Origin of the sequence: Chryseobacterium phosphatilyticum, from assembly GCF_002899825.2 — a bacterium.
Taxonomy (GTDB): domain Bacteria; phylum Bacteroidota; class Bacteroidia; order Flavobacteriales; family Weeksellaceae; genus Chryseobacterium; species Chryseobacterium phosphatilyticum.
The window spans coordinates 429,288-454,245 of record NZ_PPED02000002.1 but is presented as its reverse complement, the minus strand read 5'-3'; the positions used below and the strand labels follow the sequence as shown (position 1 = coordinate 454,245).

Here is a 24,958-nt window from a genome sequence, read left to right as displayed (position 1 = left end):
ATATAAAGATTGCTTATTTTTAAGCAATCTTTTTTTATGATAGTAATTCTCTTTTCTACGATTTTCATTATCTCCGTCTTAGCAGGATGGGGGAAAGTCTTTGAAAATATATGGGGCACTTTATTTCACGGAATTTCCGGAAAAATTCTATCCGGAATTTTAGGGATAAGCTTAATATGGACTTTGATTTCTTTCTTTTACCCCCTTGATATTTATTTAGAGGTAATCTTTATCGCATTAGGATTGTTCTTTTTTTTCAAAAATCAACTTTATCTGTTCTTTTACCGGTTTTCAAAAAATGACGGCTATTTATTAGCTTTTATGTCAGGAATTATTTTGTTGGCTGGATCCTATTATCCTTACATACTGGATCATTTCGGATACTACATACCTTCTATCAATTGGCTCACCGAATATGGATTAACAAAAGGCATTTCGAATCTGGACCTTACTTTGGGGCAAATGTCGTTGTGGCATATTTTTCAGGCCGGATTTTCCAATTTCTCAGATCCGTATTTAAGAATCAATACTCTACTTTTAGTTATTTATACTTTTTACATTATTGAAAGAAAGAACTGGATATCCTTTTGTTTTATCCCTGTTTTATTGTTGTTTTCACAGTCTCCAAGTCCGGATCTTCCTGCCATTATTTTTTCTTTAATTATTTTACAGGAAATAATCGCAGGAAATAAAAACACTGTTCTGCTTTTTGCTTTTGCCGTTTTTGCTTTTGCCATCAAACCCACCATCCTATGGCTACCCATAATGGTATTTCTATATAGTATCTTTATTTCAAAATCAAATAGTAAAAATTTAATTTTTGGAACATTGATCCTCTTTTTATTCTTCATCAAAAATATATGGACATTTGGATATCCCATATTTCCTGTTGCTATAGGCGATTGGGGGTTCAGTTGGAAACCTGATGCTCAGATTTTAAAAACCTCCGCGGAATATGCCATTCGGAAAACGTATGACATGCAGTATTCTTATGAAGAAATCCAAAAGTTTTCTATATGGGAACATATTAAAAACTGGTTGCTCCTGAAGGGAATCAAATCAAAAATCAATATTCTTTTTCTTATAAGCTTACTTATTTTCACAACATTTGTCTGGATCAAAAAAAACAAGATTATAACGATAATATACTTTTCATTGTTAATCAAAAGCATATTCACACTTGCTTTTTCCGCCCAATACCGGTTTTTCATTGATGTATTCTTCGTACTATTTTTTGTTATATTTTATGAGTATTTTAACAAAAGAAAATCTATCATTATTTTTTCAGTATTAAGTATCATTCTGATTTCGGCCCTTACCTTCCCTACTCTTATTCAGCAATATATTCCAAGTTTCAGATTGGGAAGTTTCATGGCAGGATTTGAAAAAGAACAGCTTTACAAACCATCAACCTATCAATATCGACAATTTAAAACATATAAGATCGGGAATTTAAAATTTCATGTTTCAAAAAATTATCCTTATAATTTTGACACTCCTCTTCCCGCCATTTCTGCAAGTTTTGTTTCTGAAGATATTAAAGCCGGGGTTTTTCCACAACTTTCAGATAAAAACGATATCAAAAAAGGATTTATCACTAGAAAACTTTCCTGCGAAGAAAAAAAGGAGGCAGCAAGCGTGATTAATAATATCAAAAACACTGATAAATAGAACAAATCCTGAAACTTTATTATATGAAGAAAAAAAGGTAATTTTGTATCATGTTCAACACATTAGGTAATCTTCTTAGTCTTACAACATTTGGAGAAAGTCACGGAGTGGCTTATGGCGGTATCATCAATAATTTTCCGGCAGGTTTAACGGTAGATCTCGATAAGGTTCAATACGAACTTAACCGAAGAAAGCCGGGACAGTCTGCGATCGTTACTCAAAGAAAGGAAAGTGACACAGTACAATTTCTTTCCGGGATCTTTGATGGAAAAACAACCGGTACCCCAATTGGCTTTATTATTGAAAACGAAAATCAGAAATCAAAAGATTATGACCATATTGCACAGGCATATCGTCCCAGTCATGCAGATTTCACTTACGACCAGAAATTTGGGTTAAGAGATTATCGTGGGGGTGGAAAATCTTCCGCCAGAGAAACAATGAACTGGGTGGTAGCTGGTGCTCTTGCCAAACAATTGTTACCCGATATTGAAATTAATGCTTATGTTTCTTCTGTAGGTGATATTTTCTGCGAAAAACCTTATCAGGCCTTAGACTTTTCTAAAACAGAAAGCAATGATGTACGTTGTCCGGATACGGAGACCGCTGAAAAAATGATCTCAAAAATTAAAGAGATTAAAAAAGAAGGGAATACCATTGGAGGAACCATTACCTGTGTTATCAAAAACGTTCCTGTAGGAATTGGAGAACCGATATTTTCAAAACTTCAGGCTGAACTGGCAAAAGCAATGTTAAACATCAATGCCTGCAAAGGTTTTGAGTACGGGAGTGGATTTTGTGGAGCCAAAATGACAGGAAAGGAGCATAATGATGCCTTCAATACGGATTTTACAACAAAATCAAATCTTTCAGGGGGAATTCAGGGCGGAATTTCTAACGGAATGGATATCTATTTCCGGATAGCTTTCAAACCTGTAGCCACTATTTTAAGACCTCAGGATAGCATTGATAAAGAAGGCAATCCTGTTGTGGTGGAAGGAAAAGGGCGTCATGACCCATGTGTGGTTCCGAGAGCCGTTCCTGTAGTGGAAAGCCTTGCTGCATTTGTATTGGCTGATTTGTTTTTGATCAATAAAACAAGAAATATCAATAATTTTTAATATAAATATTTTTCGTAATGAAAAATTACTGGGATCAAGGAATTTCTTTTGAAGAATACCTTCAGATAGCAAAAGAAAGATTAGAAAATCCGGCTAACCAACAGGAAGCTGATTATAAACAATACTACGAGCTTGGACTTCAGAGAATGGACAGAACTGTAAAGAAGTATGTTCCTGCTGAAGAACAAATACAGGAACTCCTGACAAAAAACTTTGACGGAAGAATTTTAATTATTTCCGAAGCGTGGTGTGGTGACGCAAGTGCAACAGTACCAGCACTTTTTAAGTTCTTTGAAGGTCACAATGAGGTAAGAGTATTCCTGAGAGATCGTGATAAAAGTCTTATCAATCAATTTTTAACCAATGGTACAGAGTCTATTCCGAAGGTTCTTATTCTGGATAAAGATTTTAATGTAAAAAATTCATGGGGGCCTCGTCCAAAATACGGATATGAGCTTCTTATGAAATACAAAGCAGATCCTGAAGCTTATCCGAAAGATAGTTTCTACAACGATCTGCAGATATATTATGCCAAAAACAGAGGTAAAGATGCTGTTCAGGAAATTTTAGATCTGCTATAAAAAACAGAATATGAAAAAGAATATCATTTATGTTGTATTAGTCGCGATTATTGGTATTGTTGCATTTGTACCCGGAATAAGAAATTTTCTTAAAGATCAGTTCTTCCCAATTGCAACCATTGAAAATGCCGTACATATAAGTGAAGAAGACTACGATGTTGATCTTAAAGGAATCAATGCACCAAGCACAAATCTTAAAAGCTTTAAAGACAAGGCCGTATTTCTAAACTTTTGGGGAACCTGGTGCCCGCCATGCAGAAAAGAATGGCCATCTATTCAGAAACTGTATGACTCCAGGAAAGGAAATGTTGACTTTGTACTTATCGCCATGAATGACAAGGAAGAAGATATAAGAAAGTTTTTAAAAGAAAACAATTATACCGTGCCTGTGTACATCGCACAAAGTCCGATTTCTGAAAAAATTCTTCCTAAAGTATTTCCTACCACTTTTCTGCTGGATAAAAACGGAAGAATACTGATTAAAGAAGATGCGTCAAAAGATTGGGACTCAGAGACTGTACATCAGTTCATTGATAATATCATCAAATAATTTTTAACTAAATTTTATAATTTGTTGGTACAGGATTTGTGAAATTTATAGTGTTGAAAAGTTTATTAAATTCAAACACAAAATGAAATATTCAAAATTAAATCTTGCAAAAGAAGCTATCAGTCACAAGGGCTTTGTAAAAAAGATCCCTGATATTTTCAGAATGGTTAAAATGTGGAGAAAAGGAGTATATCCAATGAAATCTATCGACATTATTCTTCCTTTACTAGGACTTTTATATGTTATCTCTCCTATTGACCTGCTTCCAGAGTTTGCCATACCGGTACTTGGAGTAATGGATGATATAGCAGTATTATCGCTGACAATTCCTAAACTCATCAAGGAGGTTGACAAATTTTTACTTTGGGAAGCCGAGAGGAAATATAACGGCACCCAGGTCATTGATGCTGAAGTCATAAAATAATAGTTTATTATATTTTAGAACCATCCCGGAAGATTCGGGGTGGTTTTTTATTTACAAATAGGTAATAAATTTTTGAGCCTTATTTCAAATCCTTAAATTTGCAATATCTAATAAAAAATAATGGAAAGTAAAAAAGAATTCTTCTTAGAGTGTTACAAACTGGGCATCATCAAATTCGGTAGGTTTACCTTGAAAAGTGGTATTGAAAGTCCTTTTTATGTAGACTTAAGACCTCTGGCTTCAGATCCTAAAATCTTAAAAAATCTTGCTAATTATTTATTGGAAATGCTTCCTCTGGATAATTTTGATTTAATCTGTGGAGTTCCTTATGCAGCACTTCCAATGGCTACAGCCATGTCACTGGAAAGCTATATTCCATTAATTATTAAAAGAAAAGAAGCTAAAAGCTATGGAACCAAAAAAATGATCGAGGGAATTTATCAGAAAGATCAAAACTGTCTTTTGGTAGAAGATGTTATTACGTCAGGAAAATCTTTGGTGGAAACTATTGCGGAAGTGGAGCAGGAAGATCTTAAAGTTTCAGATATCGTTGTCGTATTGGATAGAGAACAGGGAGGGAAACAATTATTGGAAAATAAAGGATACAGAGTACATACTCTTTTCAATATTTCTGAAGTATGCGAAATTCTTCAGGAAAACGGAGAATTATCTGATGAAGAAGTAAAGAGAATCCAGGATTTCCTACAAGGGAATCATATTCAGTTTGAAGAAGAAATCAGATCTTCTTATGAACAGAAACTTCAGAATGCGCAGCACTCAGTTTCAAAAAAATTGCTTGAAGCAGCATTGACAAAAAAATCAAACCTGATTGCTTCTGCAGATGTAACCACAACACAAGAACTCCTGGCTTTAGCTGAAAAAGTAGGTCCACATATTGTTGCTTTAAAAACCCATATCGATATTATTTCAGATTTCGAATACGAAAAAACAATAGTTCCTTTAAAAGAAATTGCTGCTAAGCACCAATTTTTATTGATGGAAGACAGAAAGTTTGCAGATATTGGAAATACACAAGAATTACAGTTCACCAGCGGTGTATTCAAAATTACAGATTGGGCAGATTTTGTAACATCTCAGGTAATCGGAGGCTTTGAATCTTTAGACTGTTTTAAAAATGTAGGTGTTGTAGCTATTGTAGGAATGTCTTCAAAAGGAACGTTAACAACTGCAAGTTACCGTGAAGAAGCTTTAAAAGTAGCTCTATCTCATCCGAATGTAATCGGAGGTGTAGCTCAGAATAAGATTCCTGAAGACCTTTTATTATTTACTCCGGGAGTAAATCTTGCTGATTCGGGAGATGGTAAAGGACAACAATACAACACACCTGAACATGTCTTCAGAACTTTGCATACAGACTTTATTATTGTGGGGAGAGGGATCTATAAATCTGATGATCCAGAAGCATCTGCAGTCACTTATAAAACCGAAGGCTGGAACGCATATATTAATTCTTTGGTAAAAAAAGAAATTCAGAACTAAAATCCTAGAAAGTATATACAAAATAAGTTATATTTGGGCTTTATCACCAGTATTTGAAAAAGATCAGCATTTGCCTTATTTTGTTTTTGGGAGTTGTACAGATTTCTGCGCAGAAAGACAGCATCTATATTGAAGCAAGGTTGTCTTCTGACAGAAAAACGCTTGAAGTCAATCAGGAAATTGTGTATCACAACCAATCTGACAAAGACCTTCAGCAAGTCAAACTTTTAAATTGGGTTTCAGCATATAACAAGCGTGGAACCTCTTTAGTGTATAGAAAACTGGAAGACAGAAATAATGACCTGCACTTTGCTAAAAGCAATCAGCTTGGAAAATTATTGGATCTGACCATCAAAAACCCGGAGAATGAGATAATTCCTGTCAATACGCTTTCAGATGAAAATCTTTTTATTCCTCTGAAAGAGGTATTACAACCCGGTAAAAGCATTACACTGCAGTTACAATATCGGATACAACTTCCCGATGGAAGGTTTACAGGATATGGAACATCTGGTCAAAACATTGCATTAAAATATTTCTTTATTGTTCCGGATCATTTTGATCCGGACAATATTTCCGAAAGAAAATATCATGATATTGAAGAACCGGTAAGTTTCAATACATTCTGGACTGTAAATTTTGATATCCCTGTCAATAGCTTTGTTGAAGGTAATCTGCCACAAACCCAGATGAATTCGTTCAAAGGTTATCTGGAATCAGACCCGGAGTTTTTGATTTCACCCACAACCTATCCGTCTATAAAAACCAATATTGACGGTGATGATACCGAAATTAAATTTGGATACAATTTAAAACCTGAGGAGAGGCAAAATCTGGAATTTTATCTGCCACTGCAATTAAAGTTTCTTAAAGAAAAAATCGGGCATCTCCCGGAAAGTATTTTCATTTCAGATAAATTCAAAGCAAAGGAAGACTTCTTCGGAAATAACGATATCAAATTCTGGAAATTCAGATTCCAGCTATTTACTGACGCTGAAAAAACCGATCTTGATTATTTTGGGATGATCACCAAAAAGATCCTTAATGAAATTATAATTTCCGACAAACAAAAAGATCATTGGTTTGCGAATGGGTTAAAATCATATCTTGAAATTCAATATCTTGACAAATTTTATCATGATACTAAGCTTTTGGGGATGTTGCCGGAAACAAAAATATTCGGTATCAAACCTTTAAAACTGTTTCATGCTTCCAAACTTAAGCTTTCAGATCGTTACGGATTGGCATACCATTATATTATGTTGCAAAATCTGGATCAGAAGATTGAGGAAGACTTTACCTCTCTGAGTAATTTTAATGAGATGGCAATCAGTAGCTTTGAAACAGGAAGCTTGTTAAGCTATTCGGCTGCCAAAATGGGCAATGATAAATTTAACAGCATTGTAAAAAATTATATTTCTCAAAACTCCGGAAAAAAAATAAATCCTGAAGAATTTCTAAAAACACTTTCGGAGAAAGATAAATCAACAACTTATCTTTCAAAATTTTTTAAACATAAAAACAGAGTTGATTTCAAACTGGGGCATATTAAAAAAGAAAATGACTCCCTGCAGATCAAGATCTTGAAAAATACAACAGCTTCTATTCCGGTAAAAATGGAAACCCAGTCTAAAGAAGGAGAAAAGAAAGCATATTGGATAGACACTGAAGAAAATCAGGATGTCACTACTATTTCTCTTCCTGCTTCTGACAATATTTATAAAGTCACATTGAATAGCGGCTACATCTTTCCTGAATCGAAATACAGGAATAACTTTCTCTATGCCAAAGGGCTCTTTTCCAACGCTAAAAGAATTAAGCTTAAATTAATAAAAGACATTCCGGATCCTGAATATAATGAGATTTATATCAGCCCAAGAGTACGTTTCAACAATACCTATGATAAATTCCTGGTGGGAATAAACCTTAAGAATCAGTCTTTTTTTGATCAGAAATTTCTCTATTCAGTTACTCCAACATACAGTACAGGAACCGGAAAACTAACCGGATCAGGAGCTGTATCCTATTCTTTTTTACCGGCTGAAAGCATTATCCGCAGTCTAACCTTTGGAGCATCGGCTTCTTACTTTCACTATGATTATGGATTAGCCTACAGAAAGGCCGGTTTATTTTCAAATATTAATTTTAGAAAAAACCCAAGAAGTACAGTAAGCAGAGGATTAGCATTTTCTTATAATTATTTAGAAAGAGATCTGAGCCCTAAAATGATTGCCAATGATGATTATAAAAAATACAATCTCTGGAGTCTTGGGTATGGTTACACAGATAACCAGATGATCCATGAAAAAAGCTTTAGCCTCAGCACACAAGGAATGGAAGATTTCAACAAAATTACAGCTGAAGGTTTCTATAGATGGGAGTTTGCTCCTAAACAAAAGCTAAGTCTTCGTTTATTTGCCGGATATTTCGTAAGAAACAACACCAGAAACAATTTGTTTGATTATGGAATTTCCAGAGTATCCAATTATTCTTTTTCCTATAATCTTTTAGGAGAAAGTGCTGACAGTGGTCTTCTTTCCCAACAGTTTATTCTGGCAGACGGAGGGTTTAAATCTTTTATCCCCGGAACAGTCAACCAATGGATCACTTCTTTCAATGTTGATTCCAGTGTCTGGAAAATCTTCCATGTATATGCGGATGCAGGAATGTATAAAAACAAAGATCTTCCTGCCAAATTCATTTGGGATAGTGGTATTAAAGTAAGAATCATCCCGGATTTTCTGGAAATTTATTTCCCGATACAATCTTCTTTAGGATTTGAGCCTGCATTCAAAGATTACGCAAAACGAATCAGATATACGTTGGTGCTCAATCTTAGCTCAATTATTAATGCTGCCAGAAGAGGATGGTATTAGAGTAATTGAAAAATGAGAATTGAAAATTGAGAATTGTAATTTGATAATTATAAGTATCACTTTTATTGTCTTACAATAGTATAAAAAATACCAGCTTATCTGATGGATGGACTGGTATTTTTATTTAAAACTAATCTTTAACAATCTTCTGAGAGATAGGAACATTATTAATTGTTCCTGTCACAATATAGGTACCTTTCGGAAGGTCGGTAATATCCATCGCTATAGCAAATTTGGTAGGTGATTTCTTAACAACTTGCCTAAAAGTATCATATACCTTAGCATCTTTAACTTCAGTTCCAAAAACAATTTTACCATCTTTTATAAACGGATTTTGTACAAAACCGGATTTCGCATTTCCTTCCAGTGAAAAATCTGTCATATTATCACTGCTTCCATTCAAAGTCCTTTTTATAGCTGTTGTTGTGGTTGGCGAGGGTGCCGGGCCGTCACCTTTAAACTGATCCGCATTGGAACCATATCCTACAAAATCCAAAACATTGGATGATGTGGGGCCAGAAACCTGTACTATACTTCCTGCCAATGCAATTTTACCGGATACATTTGAAATTTTTAATCCTACAGATTTATTAAGGCTTCCGTCAAAATTAGTGATGGTAGTAGCAATAAAATCTGGTTTCGGTAAGTCCTCTGTACCTCCTGCAATGGCGGCTTCCTGGATCAGATACGATTCATCAGGACCTAAAGTAAAATCGGGCAATGTATGATACTGAGAGAAAGCTCCTATTGCTGGAGCATATTGTATACTTGCTCCCGTAAGAGAAACCAGAGAAGTTCCTATATTTTTGAGCACGATATAATTATTTTTTAATACAGCACCAGAGTTTTCGTTGCCACCATAAATTTCATTGATAACGATTTGGGCATCCGAAAATGCATTTATTAGTATCAATCCAACAATAGTAAATGTTTTTTTCATCAGCAATTAATTTTAAGGATAAATTTATGGTAAAAATATCAAAAACAGTACCATCAAATTGAAGAATCGTAAAAAATGGCTACGATAAATAAGTATATGTCAACAGCTATTTGTATTAAAAAATCCGGCCACTTCTTCGAAGTGGCCGGACCCTTATTTTGATCTAAAAAAATTAGTCTTTCAAAATTTTCTGAGAAACAGCTTGTTTGTTTACTGTACCTGTTACGATATAGTTTCCTTTTGCAAGCTCAGCAATGTTTACTGTTTCGTTTTGTCTTACAGACGCTTCTTTTACAAGCTGTCCGAACATGTTGAAGATTTTTACATCTTTTACATCTGCTCCGAAAGTAATTTCGCTGTTTGTAACAAAAGTGTTTTTAACGAAATTTCCTTTTTTAGCATTTTTAACGTCTGAAATCCCTAATGTTCCACTAACAGTTTTTACAACAATATTATCAAGGTAAGCTCTAAAAGATGTATTTGTAGTTTCAAATGTTACAGTAGAGTTAGCTTGTCCCCCTGTAAAATTCAACGTTTTTGATTCAGGAGTACCTGACATCACAGCAACATAGTTTACGGTCTGATCAGCTAAATTAGTAACTTTTACAGTGATCGTACTTGGAGTACCTGTCCATCCTTTTACATCAAAAGTAATGACTACATTCCCTCCGTCTGTTGATAAGTCTAATGTCTTAGAAGTCATACTTCCAGTAGCACTGGATGTTCCTAATTTCACCATACCACCAGCGCTGTAAGCTTTTGCTCCGGCTGGAAAGTTAGCAACAGGAGGAATAGGATTTGTAGCAGTTCCCGGATTGTATACATCTGTTCCGTTAGGAGCGTTAGTTCCTGTTGAAGCTGTATTTCCCCCGGCTGAATAAGAAGCAAAATCCTCAGATAAAGCAATAGTTTGTTGCGCATTTGCTACAAAAGCCATAGCAGCGATTCCAAAAATAGTAAAGATCTTTTTCATAAAATAATTTTTTTTAAAATTTATGGTGTAAAACTACAAAAAAACTGTTAGTTTAAAAAAAGCAATGACTACATTTAACAATTAGTTAATTTACCTCATTTTAAACGATTTTCAACGAAATATTTTCGTTATTTACACCTAATATAATGAAATAAATTCATTCTTCAAAAAATGATCTGAACCTATTATTTTATTTTAGAACAAAAGCATTTTTTTGTTTTTATTGTAAATACATCAGTATCGTTTTTTATTCCAAAATAAATCGATTTAATCAACTTCACGGAAATATATTATTCATTGACTATAAACTTCCAATACAGTTCTAAATTACCGCTTACTCTAAAGGACTTCACAATAATTAGATTAAATTTCTGTTAATAATCCTAAACATCTTAGTATTAACAATTTTTAATTATTTTTACGAATTATTTTCAAAACTTGCGGAATTTTATTCTTCTATTCGTTTTCTTTTTTCTAGGCATATTTTCAGGAAATGCTCAGGTATTTTCGTGGAAAAATCCTAATGTTCAAGAAGACAGTATCAAAAGAGACAGTATTCTTGCAGCAAAACTGGAACAGGATATTTTTGCAAAAGACACTCTGGACTTTATAAGAACCAATAATAAAATTGTCATCGATGAAGCTGTACTTGCAAAAAATGATAAGAAAAGGTTTTTAGGTGAACTTAATTCTAAGGGTTCCATTATCCGTGGAATTACATTTGGTAATAACCAGGGACAATCTGTACAAAGTTCAATGGATCTTCAGATTTCCGGACGACTGTCAAAAGATGTAACTATTCTAGCCAGTATTTCTGACCATAACCTGCCTATTCAGGCGGATGGATATACTCAGACTTTAGAGGAATTCGATAAGATTTATATACAGCTTAATATTAAGGATAAATCGATTCTCAGAGCAGGGCATTTGGACCTCGTAGAGCCTAAAAATTATTTTGCCAAGTATCAGAGAAGAAGTATGGGGATTCAGTTCCAGACTGAACTTGGTAAAGAAAACAAGACCTTCATAGACATTTCAGCTGGTGTAGCACGAAGCGAATTTCACAGAGTTCGTTTTCAGGGTGTAGAAGGTAACCAGGGACCTTACCGTCTGACAGGTAAAAACGGGGAACAATTTATCACCCTGATTTCAGGGTCAGAACAAGTTTTCATTGATGGAATTCTAATGAAAAGAGGAGAAAACCAGGACTATGTCATCAATTACAATACAGGAGAAGTAACTTTTACCAGCTTTCGACCTATTTTTCAGCAGAACTTTATTACGATTTCGTATAACTATGCCAATAGAAATTATTCAAGGTATTTGTTTACAGGAAAGGTGGAGCACCAAAGAGAGAAATTCAAAGTAGGCTTCAACTGGTTTATGGAAAATGATAATAAAAATGCACCCCTTTCTTTAAATCTATCAAAAGAGGATGAACAGATTCTTGCAGATGCCGGAAATGATCCTAACCTGATGTATGCTCCATCCGGCGTTCTCACTGAATATGATGTTAATAAAATTTTATATCGTAAAAATGCCGCAGGAAATTATGAATTTTCTTCTGATCCAAACGAACCTCTTTATCAGGTTTCATTTACCTATTTTGGAGTGAATCTCGGAGATTATAAAACAGCACAAACTACCAATAACGGCCGTGTTTTCGAATATGTTGGTCCTAACAGTGGTGATTACAGAGCTGTTAGAAAATTGCCTTCGCCTCAGAAATCTCAGGTATTCTCTCTCAACTCAGAATATTTATTAAAAGAAGGAAAGATAGGTGCTGATATTTCTCTTAGCAACTACGATCTCAATTTATTTTCTTCAAAAGATTCTGATCAGAATATCGGATATGCCTACCGCATTTTCGGAAATAAGAGCTTTACAAAAAATAACTGGAAAGGAACTCCAAGTTTTGAATATCAATATATTGACAAACAATTTCACATCTTAGATCGTATCAATGATGTTGAATTTTCCAGAGATTTTAACTTAGCTCAGGAATTCAATAAAAAAACACAGAACAGATTTATTTTCAGTTTCTTAAATAAATGGAATAATAAATCGACTTTGAACTATCGTATCAATTATTTGAACGAACAAAACTCCTACAAAGGGATTAAGAATGATCTTGATTTTGGATGGATCTCAGGAAAGTTTTTCACTAAAGGAAATCTTTCTTACCTGAATACCACTGCTACTCTTCAGGACACCAAATTTATCAGAGGTGGGGTTTCAACTGAGTTTACCGGTAAAAAAGGGAGCTGGACAATTGGGGGAAGTATGGAACATAATGAGAAAAAATACAACGATTCTCAATTGATGGATGTCACCAGTTTTAGCTGGAAAGAAATTTTTATGCAAAAGAAAATTGGAGACAGCACCCGTACTAAATTGCTTGTTAAAGTATATATGAGAGATAATGATTCCGTTCGTGATAACAGACTTCAAAATATGAATAATATTTTAGGAATTATGGCCGAGAGTCAGATTATCAAAAACGAAAGAACCTCTTTAAATGTTCTGATTCACTATAGAAAATTCTTTTATCAGAATGTAGATCCCAATGTAACAACCAGAAATAATGACTTCGTTGTAGGAAATGTTCTTTACAATCAACAACTTTTCAGAAACGGGATGCGCCTTCAGGCTTTTTATGAACTTGGAAACGGACAGGAGGCACAAAGAGAATTTCAGTACATCAAAGTAACTGATGGACAAGGAATTTACAAATGGACTGACTATAATGGAGATGGCATCCAACAGCTCGATGAATTTGAGATTGCGGAATATTCTGACCTGGCAAAATATATCAGAGTTTACACCAATTCTGTAAGATATATTCCTTCCAATAAAAACAAATTACAATTGGCTCTATTTGTAAACCCGGCTATTGTTTTCAATTCGGAAAATAAATTTTTAAAGCGATGGAATTTTAATATCTCACTCAACTCTCAAAATTCATTTTACAAAAAAGACAAAGTTTTGGTTTTGAATCCTTTTGAGAAAAACAGTGATCAGATCCTCAAAAATCAAAATATTTTAGCCTCAGTCCAATTTAACCCAACTGATAAATCGGGATGGAACGGAAACTACAGATTCATTACAAATGACAACCTTATCAATGCCAATTTCAGTAATGAAGAACGTCAGCAAACTTCTCAGTTTGTGAATATAGGGTATTGGTTCAATAAAGAATTCAGGGTTGATTGGGAAAATTCTGTTCATGATATCAAAAACTCTTCACAGCTTTTCACAACAAGAGATTACCGTTTAAATAATTTTGAAACAAAGCCTAAGGCGACTTACAAATTTACAGATGCTATTCAGGCCGAACTTTCTTCTGCTTACCGCCAGAAAAAAAGACAGGATGGAGAAGAGTTACTGAAAGCATTCGATGTTACCGGAACCATCCAGTGGGAACGCAGAAAGACTTCCATACGTGGAAATTTTTCTTTCATTAATAATAATTTTAACGGAAACAACTTCAGTATTGTAGGAAACCAGATGCTGGACGGACTGAAACCGGGAAAAAACCAGGTATGGAGTGTTTTCATTCAGCAGGCAATCAATTCTTTCATACAATTAAACTTAAACTATGAAGGAAGGAATTCGGGAGACAGAACCATTCATATTGGAAGTATGCAGGTGAAGGCAAGCTTTTAAGATTTGAAAATTGAAAGTTGAAAGCGTCTTGTATCGTTCCTGAATAACCTGGTAATACCATCAGTACTCATCACTTACATAACCTTCTCATTATCATAATACTAAATCTTTCTACACAACAAGATCACACTAATAGATATTATCATATTTTGGAATGTTTAGAATTTTGTAAATTTGCACCATGATAAAAATAGGCAAGATAGAACTGCCGGAATTTCCACTTTTGCTGGCTCCGATGGAAGACGTAAGTGATCCTCCGTTCAGACGTTTGTGTAAAATGCACGGTGCAGATTTAATGTATTCGGAATTTATTTCTTCCGAAGGTTTAATCCGTGATGCCATCAAAAGCCGTAAGAAACTGGATATCTTTGATTATGAGAGACCAGTCGGAATACAAATATTTGGCGGAGATGAAGAAGCAATGGCCATGTCTGCAAGAATTGTTGAAACAGTAAATCCGGATTTGGTAGATATTAACTTTGGATGTCCTGTAAAAAAAGTAGTTTGTAAAGGGGCAGGTGCAGGTGTTTTGAAAGATATAGATCTTATGGTTCGTCTTACAAAAGCTGTGGTAAGCTCTACTCATCTGCCAGTAACTGTTAAGACCCGTTTAGGCTGGGATAGTACATCTATTAATATTGATGAAGTCGCAGAACGTTTACAGGAAACAGGAATCAAAGCCCTTACGATTCATGCAAGAACCCGTGCACAGATGTACAAGGGAGAAGCAGATTGGGAACATATTTCAAGAATAAAACAAAATCCAAATATTGAAATTCCAATTTTTGGAAATGGTGATATAGACTCTCCTGAAAAAGCATTGGAGTATAAACAAAAATATGCATGCGACGGAATCATGATAGGGCGTGCAGCCATTGGGTATCCATGGATATTTAATGAAATAAAACATTTCTTTAAAACAGGTGAACACCTACCTGCCCCTACAATTTCCGATCGCCTATTGGCGGTGCGCCAACATGCGGAATGGAGTGCAGAATGGAAAGGAGAGAGATTGGGCTTAGTAGAGATGAGACAACATTACAGCAATTACTTCCGGGGAATTCCTCATTTCAAAGATTTCAGGAAGAAGTTTCTGGAAGTTTTTACATTGGAAGAAATGGACAGCTTAATTAAAGAAACCCAACAATTCTACGAAGAATATCAGGCTCAGGTATAAAAATAAAAAACCATCAATTGGATTGATGGTTTTTTTTATTGAATTTTATTTTTAATATCCTTCTGATGAAGATTCATTTTTAATTAAAGCTAATGCCGAAGAAGTTCCAATTCTTTTGACGCCCATATTGATCATCTTCTCAGCATCATCGGGAGTTCTCACTCCTCCTGCTGCTTTTACAGGAAGTTTCCCTGCGTTGTCCAACATAATTTTTATTCCTTCGAATGTTGCTCCGTTAGGTTTTCCGTCAGTAGTTTTATAGAATCCTGTAGATGATTTTACAAAAATTCTGGATACATCATCTTCAGAAAAATTCTCTTCTGCCCAGTTCGAAATATTTTTGGTAAGATCAGCGATTTGCGCATCACTTAATGCTGCAATTTCAATAATCCATTTAACAACTTTATGATGCTCCAGTGATAAACGTGAACATGCAATAAATTCATTTTTAACCAATTCTATGTCTCCCTGAAGATAAGCATTGTAATTAATCACAAAATCAAGCTCATCTGCACCATCCTCAATTGCTTTTGATGCTTCTGCAAGCTTCTCATCAACTGAATACGTTCCTTCATGGAACCCGATTACGGTTCCTACTGCAACATTTGAATTTCTTTCCTGGATATATTTTTTGATTTCTGATACATAATCCGGACGAATCATCACGGCAAAAATACCATTATCAATTGCTTCCTGAGCCAGTTCTTTATCTTTTTGAAGTGTTTCTTCGTTTGAAATCCCTGATTGCTCAGGAGTCTTCAGATAAGTTGAATCCAAATATTGTGCTGTGTTCATATCGTTATACTTTCAATTGTCTATATATACCTTGTTCCAAAGATATAAAAGTTTCTGTTCTTGTTACCCCCTTCAACTTTTGAAGTTTGCTAAGGATTTGCATCAAATGATCATTATCTTTACAAAGAACTTTCAGAAATATTGTATAATTTCCCGTTGTATAGTGGGCTTCTACCACTTCGTTAATATCATGCAAAGATTTTACTACTTCCGGATAATGGCTTGGCTGATCCAAAAATACACCGATATAAGAGATCACCTTATATCCGATTTTTTTAGGATTAAGGAATGAAATTGAGTTTTCAATAACCCCCGCGTGCTCCAGTTTCTTAATTCTTTGATGTACTGCTGTTGTAGAAATTCCTACATTTTTTGAGATGTGTGCTAATGAAGTTTTAGCATTATCCATCAACATGTAGATGATTTCCTTGTCGATTGAATCTAAATGATAGCTTGTGTTGCTCGAATTTTTCATTTTCTACTTTTTTATTATTTATGTTTTTTTACTGTAAACTTTTTAATTTTACAAAGACCGGAAAGTGATCGCTATATCCTCCTAAATACCGGGTACCGGCATAAGTTCGGAAGGGTCTTCCTTCAAAATTTCTGGTTCTGCTGCTGATTTTTTCAGAATTAAAAATATGGGCATCCTGAAAAACCAGTGTATTATTATCAAGAAGAGATCTTGACATAATAATCTGATCATACAGCAATCCAGACTTATAATGAAAAGTAGAATAATTTCTTGCAGAAAACAACTCCTGAAAAGGGTTCATCATAACCTTCTCATGATCGTTGTCATAGAGAATTTGTACTAAATTTTCATCATCCGGGTTTTCGTTAAAATCACCACACAATATGACATGTTCTTTATCAGAATTTACAATTTTCAAAATCCGTTCACGGATTTCAGCCAGGATGAAGGATCTTTTAGGTTTATTAATATCTTTCTCACGCTTAGAGGGAAGATGCGCGATAAATACATTAATAATTTCCCCTTTATACTTAACTTTTGAAAAAAGAACGTCTCTGGTTGTGTCGTAATTCCCTGTGTTTTTATTTATTATTTCAAAAAAGAAAGTAATGGTTTCAGAATCTATAACCTCTACTTTATTTTTATCATATAACATTGCTACATCTACCTTTCTTTCATCCATAGAATTGTAATGTACAATTCCATATTCATCATTGAAAGGTTCCATTTTTACAAGATCCTCTAAAACTTTCCTTCCGGAAACCTCAGACAACCCTATCATAAATGGCAATACACCACTATCCTCCTTCATCAATTGAAATACGTGTGAGATCTTAAAAAGCTTGTTTTCATATCTCTTTTCATCCCAGTTCCTTAAGCCTGACTTTGTAGGATCTAATTTGTGGACAGGTTTCGGATCCGGTAAGAATAAATTTTCAACATTATAAAAAGAGAACAGTTCCATCAACATTAATTTCTATACTTTAATTATTTTGTTCTTTTCTTTAAATGTAAATTTATAATTATTTTTCGAATTTCACTGATCATTTTATTATTTAATGGAATATTTTTATCATTAAGAAACACTTCAAATATAACAAAAAAATCAATAAAACAAGCCATATTAAATTAAATTTTCAATTATTTTCAATTTTAACGCTATAAATCGAAATTAAAGACCTACGCAAAATTCAAAATAATGAAAAAAAAATTTCAATCTAAAACCAATATCACTAATATTTTTCTTTCCATTAACTCATATAACAAATATTATTCCATTCAATCCATTATTAAAAGGAATAAGTAAAAAAATAGCGATTGAATAAATGGTATTGTTTTTTAAAGCAGATCAGGGCGTTTTTCCTGAGTTATCCTTACCGCTTCATCATGACGCCATTCTTCAATTTTTGCAGAATTTCCGCTTAATAAAACTCTTGGGACTTCTAAGCCTTTATAGGTTTCAGGTCGGGTGTAAATAGGTGGTGACAAAAGATCATCCTGAAAACTATCTGTTAAAGCACTCTGCTCATCATTTAAAACCCCGGGAAGGAGTCTGATTACAGAATCTGCAAGAACACATGCTGCCAGTTCACCTCCTGTAAGAACATAATCTCCTATAGATATTTCTTTTGTGATGTGAAGATCTCTTACTCTTTGATCAATTCCCTTATAGTGGCCACACAGAAAAATAAGGTTTTTCTTAATGGAAAGGGTATTGGCAATCTTTTGATTTAAGGTAAGTCCATCCGGTGTCAGATATATAATTTCATCATAGTCACGTTGCGCTTTAAGTTCAGATATGCATTTATCCAATGGCTCCACCATCATCACCATCCCCGCGCCGCCTCCATAAGGCTCATCATCTATTTGTCTGTGTTTATTGATCGCCCAATCTCTCAGATGATGAAAATGTACTTCTGCCAATCCTTTATCCATAGCTCTTTTTAAAATAGAGGTTTTGAATGGACTTTCCATCAATTCAGGAAGTACGCTTATGATATCAATTCTCATTGTAATGTTTCGTTTTTCTTAGTAGGTATAATAATTAATCTTAAAGAAGAATCTTTGTTGATATAGCTCCACATCCAGTTGAAGAATATGGCAAGCTTATTTCGAACGCTCAAAATTAGCATTAAATGGAGAAACATCCAGAAATACCATGCTAAAAAGCCCTGAAATTTAATAAATGGCAAATCTACAACAGCTCTGTGCTTTCCGATTGTTGCCAGTGAGCCTTTGTCATCGTATTCATATTCTTTCCATTCGTCCTGATTTTTCTTTAAAAGATTTTTACCTAAATTCTTTGCTTGATTAATGGCTACGTTGGCAACCTGAGGATGCCCTTGTGGATATTTAGGAGTTTCCATATAGGCAATATCTCCGATTGCATAGATATTTTCGTAACCTTTTATTTTATTATATCGATCTACGATATACCTGTTTCTTACTAATTTTTCTTCAGGAAATCCTCCCACAACATTTCCGGTAACCCCGGCTGCCCAAATTACATTATTGGACGGAATTTCTTTTCCGCTTTTCAAATGTACTTTATCTCCGTCATAATCTGTCACAACTTCTCCACTCATAAAAGTTACTCCAAGATCTTTGAGATATTTTTCAGATTTGTCCTGAGCTTCCGTACTCATTACAGCAAGCGGCTTTTCGGTAGAGCTTACCAGAATAATTTTCAGATGATCAAAATTCATGTAAGGATAATCTCTTGGAAGAATATCTTTTTTCATTTCGGCAAAAGCTCCTGCCAGTTCTACCCCGGTAGGTCCGCTTCCTACAATTACTATATTCCAGTTTCCATCATCACTTCGGCTTTTCTCAAGGATCAGTTTTTCAAAAGTCATCAGTACATGATTCCTGATGCTGATTGCTTCCTGGGTATTTTTCATTCCGAAAGCCCTCCCTTCAAGTTCTTTATTTCCGAAAAAATTAGTTTTACAGCCTGTTGCTATGATGAGTTTATCATATGTAAATTCGGCTTCATCAGTAATTATCCTGTTATTGGCAGTGTCAATTTCTCTGACATCTGTCATTCTAAACTGTGTATTTCTGGACTGCTGAAAAATCTTTCTGAAGGGGAAAGAAATATTGGAAGGTTCTATCCTTCCGGAGGCTACCTGATAAAAAAGCGGCTGAAACATATGGTGATTCATCCGATCCAGAACAATTACTTTTTTGTTCTTGTTATTCAATGTTTTTGCAAGCTGCAGCCCCGCAAATCCTCCTCCAATAATGATGATTTTTTCGCGTGTTTCCATAATACACAAATTTACTGATTTTATTTAGCATTTAGAAGTGAAAAAAGTTAGTTTTGCAAAACTTTATGACACAAAGAAAGTACACCAAAAAAACTGCCAAACAGGTTCATAAAAACAGACGGAAGAATTATTTTTTCCGTCGGAGAGTGATTTTGGCCATCTTAATTGTTGCTTTGATTGGAACCGGTTTTTATCTGAAACAATCCATCAGTTACTATTATGCCTTGTACTTTAACAAATTCACTCATAAAAAGCTTCATAACAGTGAAAAAGAAGCCTTAAGAATTCAAAAAATACTGAGTAACAACCTTGATAAAACCTACGGCTTTGATGTTTCGCATTATCAGAACAAAGAAGATATCAAATGGGACAGCTTAAGTGTAGGCAATAAAACAATTCCTCTGGAGTTTGTTGTGATGCGTGCAACGATGGGAAACAAAAGTGCAGATAAACATTTTGATGAGTTTTGGGAGAAGGCCAAAAAGCATAACCTGATTCGAGGAGCTTATCATTTTTACAGAGCAGACGAAGACCCTGTCATTCAGGCTAACAATTTTCTGGCTAATGTGAAACTTGAAAGTGGAGATCTCCCTCCTATTCTGGATATTGAAAAAATTCCAAAACGAAAGACCAACAAGAAACTGGTAGAAGACTTAAAAGTATGGTGTAAGATTGTGGAGGAAACGTATGGTAAAAAACCGATCATCTATACGTATTACCATTATTATAAAGATTTCATGAAAGGTGAGTTTAATGATTATCCTTTATGGCTCGCCAATTACAATGATGTTCCCACTCCATCTCCGGATGATCAATGGGATTTCTGGCAGTTTACTGAAAACGGAATTGTTCATGGTATCAATACCAAAGTTGACCTGGACATTTACAATGGAAATTCATGGTCTTTGAGAAGGCTCACATTGGATTAAAAAAGGAAGATAGCAAATACTACCTTCCTGTGCTTTTTCATGTTTGTTTTATAAAATATTCATAATTTCCGCCCAGGAATCTACCCTTTTGTAGGTTTCGTTTTCTATATGCTCATTGTGAGGTTGGGTAAAAATGAATCTTTCTCCTTCAAAATGATTTAAATTCTTCGGGTAATCGTCAATCATTACATCTCCGGCCACTACTCTTTTACTTCCACAAAGAACAATCTGTTCCCATGTAATAAACGGAAAATGCTCAGCCAGCCAATCATATTTTTCTCGTAAACTATTGGGAAATTCCATCCCTGCAGATACGATGTACAGTTCATATTTATTGTTCAAATATTCTATAGCTTCACGGCTGCCTTTCATAAGGGGCAGGGTTCTGAAAAACCCGATTTCATTCACATGTTTTTTACCATTAGGAAATGCTTCTATTTCGGGTTTACCTGCTAAGTTACTGATCTCTATTTCTTGTCCCGAGTCTCTTTTTTCAAATTGTATCAGCTGATGATATACATCTGCCATTACCCCATCCATGTCGACAATTACTTTTTTCATTATTTTAAATCAGATTTTATTTGTGATTGATTATTTTATCTATCAAATGTACTGAATACTTTTTTCAGGCAATGGACACAGTCTATTAAAAAATTATAAATATTCATTTTTATAAAGGAAGTTCCGGAAAATTTTCTGGTTACATTTTCGTATTTTTGCGATTCAATTCATATTCAAAATCAAACCATTAATTTCCAATGAATTACGTTTCTGCCGAAAACCTTACCAAATCTTACGGTATTAAAGTTTTGTTCGAAAACATTTCTTTTCACATCAATGAAGGAGACAAGATCGCTATTGTTGCCAAAAACGGAAGTGGAAAATCCACCCTTCTGAAAATATTAATGGGGAAAGAAATTACAGACAGTGGTACTGCAATCATTAACAAGGATATCCAGGTAGTTTTGTTTGACCAGGAAATCGATTATGATCCCAATTTAAATATTGAGGAGTTCATGATGACTTTGAATTCTGCTCCTATTCTTGCTTTAAAAAATTATCACAAATCCCTTCATTCTACGGACAATGATTTTATCGAAAAAGCACTGGCTGATATGGAAGTGCACAAAGCATGGGATCTGGAAAATGAAATGAAGCAAATTCTTTCCCAGCTTAAGATCACAGATCTGGAAGCAAAAATGGGAACTCTTTCCGGAGGACAGATCAAGCGTGTTGCATTGGCAAAACTATTGACAGAAACCCGGGCAGAGCACAGACATACTTTACTGATCATGGATGAGCCTACCAACCACCTTGATGTAGACATGGTAGAATGGCTTGAAAATTATCTGAATAAAGCAAAAATCACTTTATTACTGGTGACTCACGACCGATATTTCCTTGATAGCGTTTGCGATATTATCTGGGAGATGGAAGACGGAAACCTTTATACGCATAATGGTTCTTATGCCACCTATCTGGAGAACAAAATGATCCGTGAGGAGAATCTTAATGCTACCATTGATAAGGCCAATAACCTTTACAGAAAGGAATTGGAGTGGATGAGAAGACAACCCAAAGCCAGAACTACAAAATCAAAAAGCCGGATAGATTCCTTCTATGAAACGGAAAAAATAGCTAAAACCGACACCAGAAAGGATGGTTTGGAACTGGATTTTGAAATGAAACGTCTGGGGAATAAAATCCTTGAATTAAAGAATATTGATAAAAGCTTTGGAAGCAAAGTTTTATTAAAAGATTTCAGCTATCAGTTTCAACGCGGTGAAAAAGTAGGAATTGTTGGAAAAAATGGTGCCGGAAAATCTACTCTTTTAAATATTATTCAGGGATTTGAAAGAGCTGATAAGGGAGAGATAGAAACAGGAGAAACTATTTCTTTCGGTTATTTTTCCCAGAAAGGCCTTACCTACAAAGAAGATGAACGTGTTATCGACTTTATTAAAGAAATTGCAGAATTTTATCCTTTAGCTAATGGAAAAAGTCTTTCTGCATCGCAGTTCCTGAGATTATTCTTATTTGACGATCAGACACAATACAATCCTATTTCAAAGTTATCAGGAGGTGAAAAAAGAAGATTACACCTGATGTATATTCTTTATCAGAATCCTAATTTCCTGATTTTTGATGAGCCTACGAATGATCTGGACCTTCCTACATTAACGGTTCTTGAAAACTTCCTGCAACAATTCCAGGGATCTTTAATTATCGTTTCTCACGACAGATATTTCATGGATAGAATTGTAGACCATGTTCTGGCTTTTGAGGGGAATGGTAAGATCAGAGACTTTGTTGGTAATTTCTCGGAATACAGAGAAGCAAAAAGTCGTGAAGAGGCTTTGGAAAAAAATACTGCGTCAAAATCTGAGCCTGTAAAAGAAATTATTTCTACTCCGGAAGCTACACAGGCATCTCAATCTAAAAAAAGAAAATTAACTTTCAAAGAGCAGAGAGAATTAGAAACGATTGAAAAAGAAATGCCTGAACTGGAAGTGCAACGTGCCAAGATTATGGATATGCTGAATAACGAAACAGATTATGAAAAGATCGCCAAACTTTCATCAGAACTGGAAACCGTATCTGAAACTCTGGAAAATCATGAGATGAGATGGCTGGAACTTCAGGAAGAACTATAATTTCTCTATAATATTATGAATGATGGGTTGAGAAATGGAGCGGTTCGGGTACCGGAGGATTTGGAAGTAAAGACTTTTTCCCCGATACTAACCAACCCAAACTTTTTTAACTTAAAATCAACCCATCATTCATAATCTATCATTTATAACTTTATTATCTTTTCTTCTTTTGTACTTTCCAAAGAAGCATCAATGATTTTCATATTCTGAATAACTTCTTTTCCGGGAGATGGCAAATCATATCCGAAAACAATGTGTTCATAAATCTGTTGGTAATAGTTCATATAGTTTCCAGCTTCACTGGAAGTCAATATCCTTTCCGTTTCTGCATTTTCATTTAGAATATTTAAAATTCCATCTGTATCCTTTAAGGGTTGTGTCCATTCTTTTCCATACACAGGAATTGCTCCGGCTACCAATTCATTTTCCTGATTATCGGTTCTTTCTTGCAGGAAGGTTCCCTTGTCTCCATGAATCTTATAAGCATAATGATCTTCTTTAGTGAAGACAGATGATTTCAATCTTACCCTTACATTATTTCTATAGTATAACAGGATTTCAAAATAGTCGTTTGCAAACTCAGCGCCTTTCATCGAAAATACGTCTGCAAAAAGTTTTTCAGGATACCCAAAATACTGTACGGCCTGATCTACCAAATGAGCACCAAGGTCATGAAGAGACCCTGAACCTATCTGATCAGGATCTTCTTTATGTTGTTTTCCACTTGGCATAGTACGGAATCTGTCAAAACGGATTTCTGCTTCTTTGATGTTCCCTAGTTTTCCATCATTGAGAATCTTATGTACCTGCAGGAAATCACGGTCAAATCTTCTGTTTTGATATACACTAAGAAACAATCTTTTTTCTTCAGCCAACTGCACCAATTCTTCTGCCTCTGAAACATTTACAGTAAAAGGTTTTTCAACAACAATATTTTTTCCTGCTTCCAATGCCTTTTTAGCATATTCGTAATGAGTTTGAACCGGAGTATTGATAATCACCAACTCAATATCTGCATTTTGAAGCATCTCTTCTATGGAGCGATAAATTTTTGCAGACGGATACTTTTCTTTTGACTCTTCTTTACTTCTTTCTACGATCGCAGAAATGAAAAACCCCGGATGTTCTTTCAAAAAAGGTGCATGAAACACTTTCCCGCTCATTCCAAAGGCACAAAGCCCTGCTTTTACCAATTGCATATTCTATTTTTTTAACAAATATATTCATAAAAACCGGATGATTGCCCTTGTGTAATACCTTTAGAAACAATCCACTTAGCTACCACAAAAGATATGACAAAAATCATAAAATTATTTTTATCTATTCTAAACAAATACTTACATTTGCGCCTTATTTA

At 34.6% G+C, this 24,958-nt stretch carries 20 protein-coding genes; 11 read left to right on the top strand and 9 right to left on the bottom strand.

What is annotated here, in order from left to right:
* Positions 1 to 36: 36 nt before the first annotated feature.
* From C1631_RS09125 to C1631_RS09095, 7 genes are all read left to right on the top strand, one after another.
* A complete protein-coding gene (locus C1631_RS09125) occupies positions 37 to 1,671 on the top strand; it encodes an LIC_10190 family membrane protein (protein ID WP_109711789.1) in 1,635 nt (544 codons plus the stop codon).
* 50 nt (positions 1,672 to 1,721) lie between these two features.
* Entirely contained in the window at positions 1,722 to 2,792 is a 1,071-nt protein-coding gene (aroC, locus tag C1631_RS09120) for a chorismate synthase (RefSeq protein ID WP_109711786.1), read from the top strand.
* 17 nt (positions 2,793 to 2,809) lie between these two features.
* On the top strand, positions 2,810 to 3,373 hold the full coding sequence (locus C1631_RS09115) for a thioredoxin family protein (RefSeq protein ID WP_109711784.1): 564 nt from the start codon (positions 2,810 to 2,812) through the stop codon (positions 3,371 to 3,373).
* A 10-nt stretch (positions 3,374 to 3,383) separates the two neighbouring features.
* Positions 3,384 to 3,923 carry a TlpA family protein disulfide reductase gene (locus C1631_RS09110; RefSeq protein ID WP_103249335.1) on the top strand — a complete coding sequence of 180 codons (540 nt, stop codon included), beginning with the start codon at positions 3,384 to 3,386 and terminating at the stop codon, positions 3,921 to 3,923.
* Positions 3,924 to 4,005: 82 nt separating this feature from the next.
* Positions 4,006 to 4,347 (top strand): YkvA family protein, encoded by a 342-nt coding sequence (locus tag C1631_RS09105; RefSeq protein ID WP_103249334.1) that lies wholly within the window; start codon positions 4,006 to 4,008, stop codon positions 4,345 to 4,347.
* 120 nt (positions 4,348 to 4,467) lie between these two features.
* Entirely contained in the window at positions 4,468 to 5,847 is a 1,380-nt protein-coding gene (pyrF, locus tag C1631_RS09100) for an orotidine-5'-phosphate decarboxylase (protein ID WP_103249333.1), read from the top strand.
* 53 nt (positions 5,848 to 5,900) lie between these two features.
* Entirely contained in the window at positions 5,901 to 8,723 is a 2,823-nt protein-coding gene (locus C1631_RS09095) for a BamA/TamA family outer membrane protein (RefSeq protein ID WP_228441142.1), read from the top strand.
* Positions 8,724 to 8,853: 130 nt separating this feature from the next.
* On the opposite strand, the gene C1631_RS09090 is transcribed toward C1631_RS09095, so the two are convergent.
* Both C1631_RS09090 and C1631_RS09085 read right to left on the bottom strand, forming a co-directional pair.
* Positions 8,854 to 9,663, bottom strand: coding sequence for a T9SS type A sorting domain-containing protein (locus tag C1631_RS09090; protein ID WP_109711780.1), 810 nt, complete (start codon positions 9,661 to 9,663; stop codon positions 8,854 to 8,856).
* Positions 9,664 to 9,835: 172 nt separating this feature from the next.
* Positions 9,836 to 10,636 carry a T9SS type A sorting domain-containing protein gene (locus C1631_RS09085; RefSeq protein WP_103249432.1) on the bottom strand — a complete coding sequence of 267 codons (801 nt, stop codon included), beginning with the start codon at positions 10,634 to 10,636 and terminating at the stop codon, positions 9,836 to 9,838.
* Between the two features lie 438 nt (positions 10,637 to 11,074).
* Between C1631_RS09085 and C1631_RS09080 the strand changes: the two genes are divergently transcribed.
* Both C1631_RS09080 and dusB read left to right on the top strand, forming a co-directional pair.
* Entirely contained in the window at positions 11,075 to 14,302 is a 3,228-nt protein-coding gene (locus C1631_RS09080) for a DUF8818 domain-containing protein (RefSeq protein WP_109711778.1), read from the top strand.
* Positions 14,303 to 14,483: 181 nt separating this feature from the next.
* Complete coding sequence (gene dusB / locus C1631_RS09075) at positions 14,484 to 15,479, top strand: tRNA dihydrouridine synthase DusB (RefSeq protein ID WP_103247923.1); 996 nt, start codon at positions 14,484 to 14,486, stop codon at positions 15,477 to 15,479.
* Between the two features lie 51 nt (positions 15,480 to 15,530).
* Here dusB and deoC read toward each other — a convergent pair whose 3' ends face one another.
* From deoC to C1631_RS09050, 5 genes are all read right to left on the bottom strand, one after another.
* Positions 15,531 to 16,274 carry a deoxyribose-phosphate aldolase gene (gene deoC / locus C1631_RS09070; RefSeq protein ID WP_109711776.1) on the bottom strand — a complete coding sequence of 248 codons (744 nt, stop codon included), beginning with the start codon at positions 16,272 to 16,274 and terminating at the stop codon, positions 15,531 to 15,533.
* Positions 16,275 to 16,278: 4 nt separating this feature from the next.
* Entirely contained in the window at positions 16,279 to 16,749 is a 471-nt protein-coding gene (locus C1631_RS09065) for an Lrp/AsnC ligand binding domain-containing protein (protein ID WP_002976659.1), read from the bottom strand.
* 28 nt (positions 16,750 to 16,777) lie between these two features.
* A complete protein-coding gene (locus C1631_RS09060) occupies positions 16,778 to 17,713 on the bottom strand; it encodes an endonuclease/exonuclease/phosphatase family protein (protein WP_109712342.1) in 936 nt (311 codons plus the stop codon).
* 374 nt (positions 17,714 to 18,087) lie between these two features.
* Positions 18,088 to 18,759, bottom strand: coding sequence for a tRNA (guanosine(37)-N1)-methyltransferase TrmD (trmD, locus tag C1631_RS09055; protein WP_109711774.1), 672 nt, complete (start codon positions 18,757 to 18,759; stop codon positions 18,088 to 18,090).
* On the bottom strand, positions 18,756 to 20,018 hold the full coding sequence (locus tag C1631_RS09050; RefSeq protein WP_103247928.1) for an NAD(P)/FAD-dependent oxidoreductase: 1,263 nt from the start codon (positions 20,016 to 20,018) through the stop codon (positions 18,756 to 18,758). The genes trmD and C1631_RS09050 overlap by 4 nt, the downstream gene beginning before the upstream one ends.
* 65 nt (positions 20,019 to 20,083) lie before the next feature.
* Between C1631_RS09050 and C1631_RS09045 the strand changes: the two genes are divergently transcribed.
* Positions 20,084 to 20,947, top strand: a complete 864-nt coding sequence (locus C1631_RS09045) for a glycoside hydrolase family 25 protein (protein ID WP_103247929.1) — start codon at positions 20,084 to 20,086, stop codon at positions 20,945 to 20,947.
* A gap of 48 nt (positions 20,948 to 20,995) precedes the next feature.
* Here the strand turns inward: C1631_RS09045 and C1631_RS09040 are convergent, their stop codons facing one another.
* On the bottom strand, positions 20,996 to 21,508 hold the full coding sequence (locus tag C1631_RS09040) for a 5' nucleotidase, NT5C type (RefSeq protein ID WP_103247931.1): 513 nt from the start codon (positions 21,506 to 21,508) through the stop codon (positions 20,996 to 20,998).
* A gap of 197 nt (positions 21,509 to 21,705) precedes the next feature.
* Here C1631_RS09040 and C1631_RS09035 point away from each other — a divergent pair, with 197 nt between their 5' ends.
* Positions 21,706 to 23,601, top strand: coding sequence for an ABC-F family ATP-binding cassette domain-containing protein (locus C1631_RS09035; RefSeq protein WP_109711772.1), 1,896 nt, complete (start codon positions 21,706 to 21,708; stop codon positions 23,599 to 23,601).
* A 143-nt stretch (positions 23,602 to 23,744) separates the two neighbouring features.
* On the opposite strand, the gene C1631_RS09030 is transcribed toward C1631_RS09035, so the two are convergent.
* Entirely contained in the window at positions 23,745 to 24,800 is a 1,056-nt protein-coding gene (locus tag C1631_RS09030; protein ID WP_109711769.1) for a Gfo/Idh/MocA family oxidoreductase, read from the bottom strand.
* Positions 24,801 to 24,958: the final 158 nt, after the last annotated feature.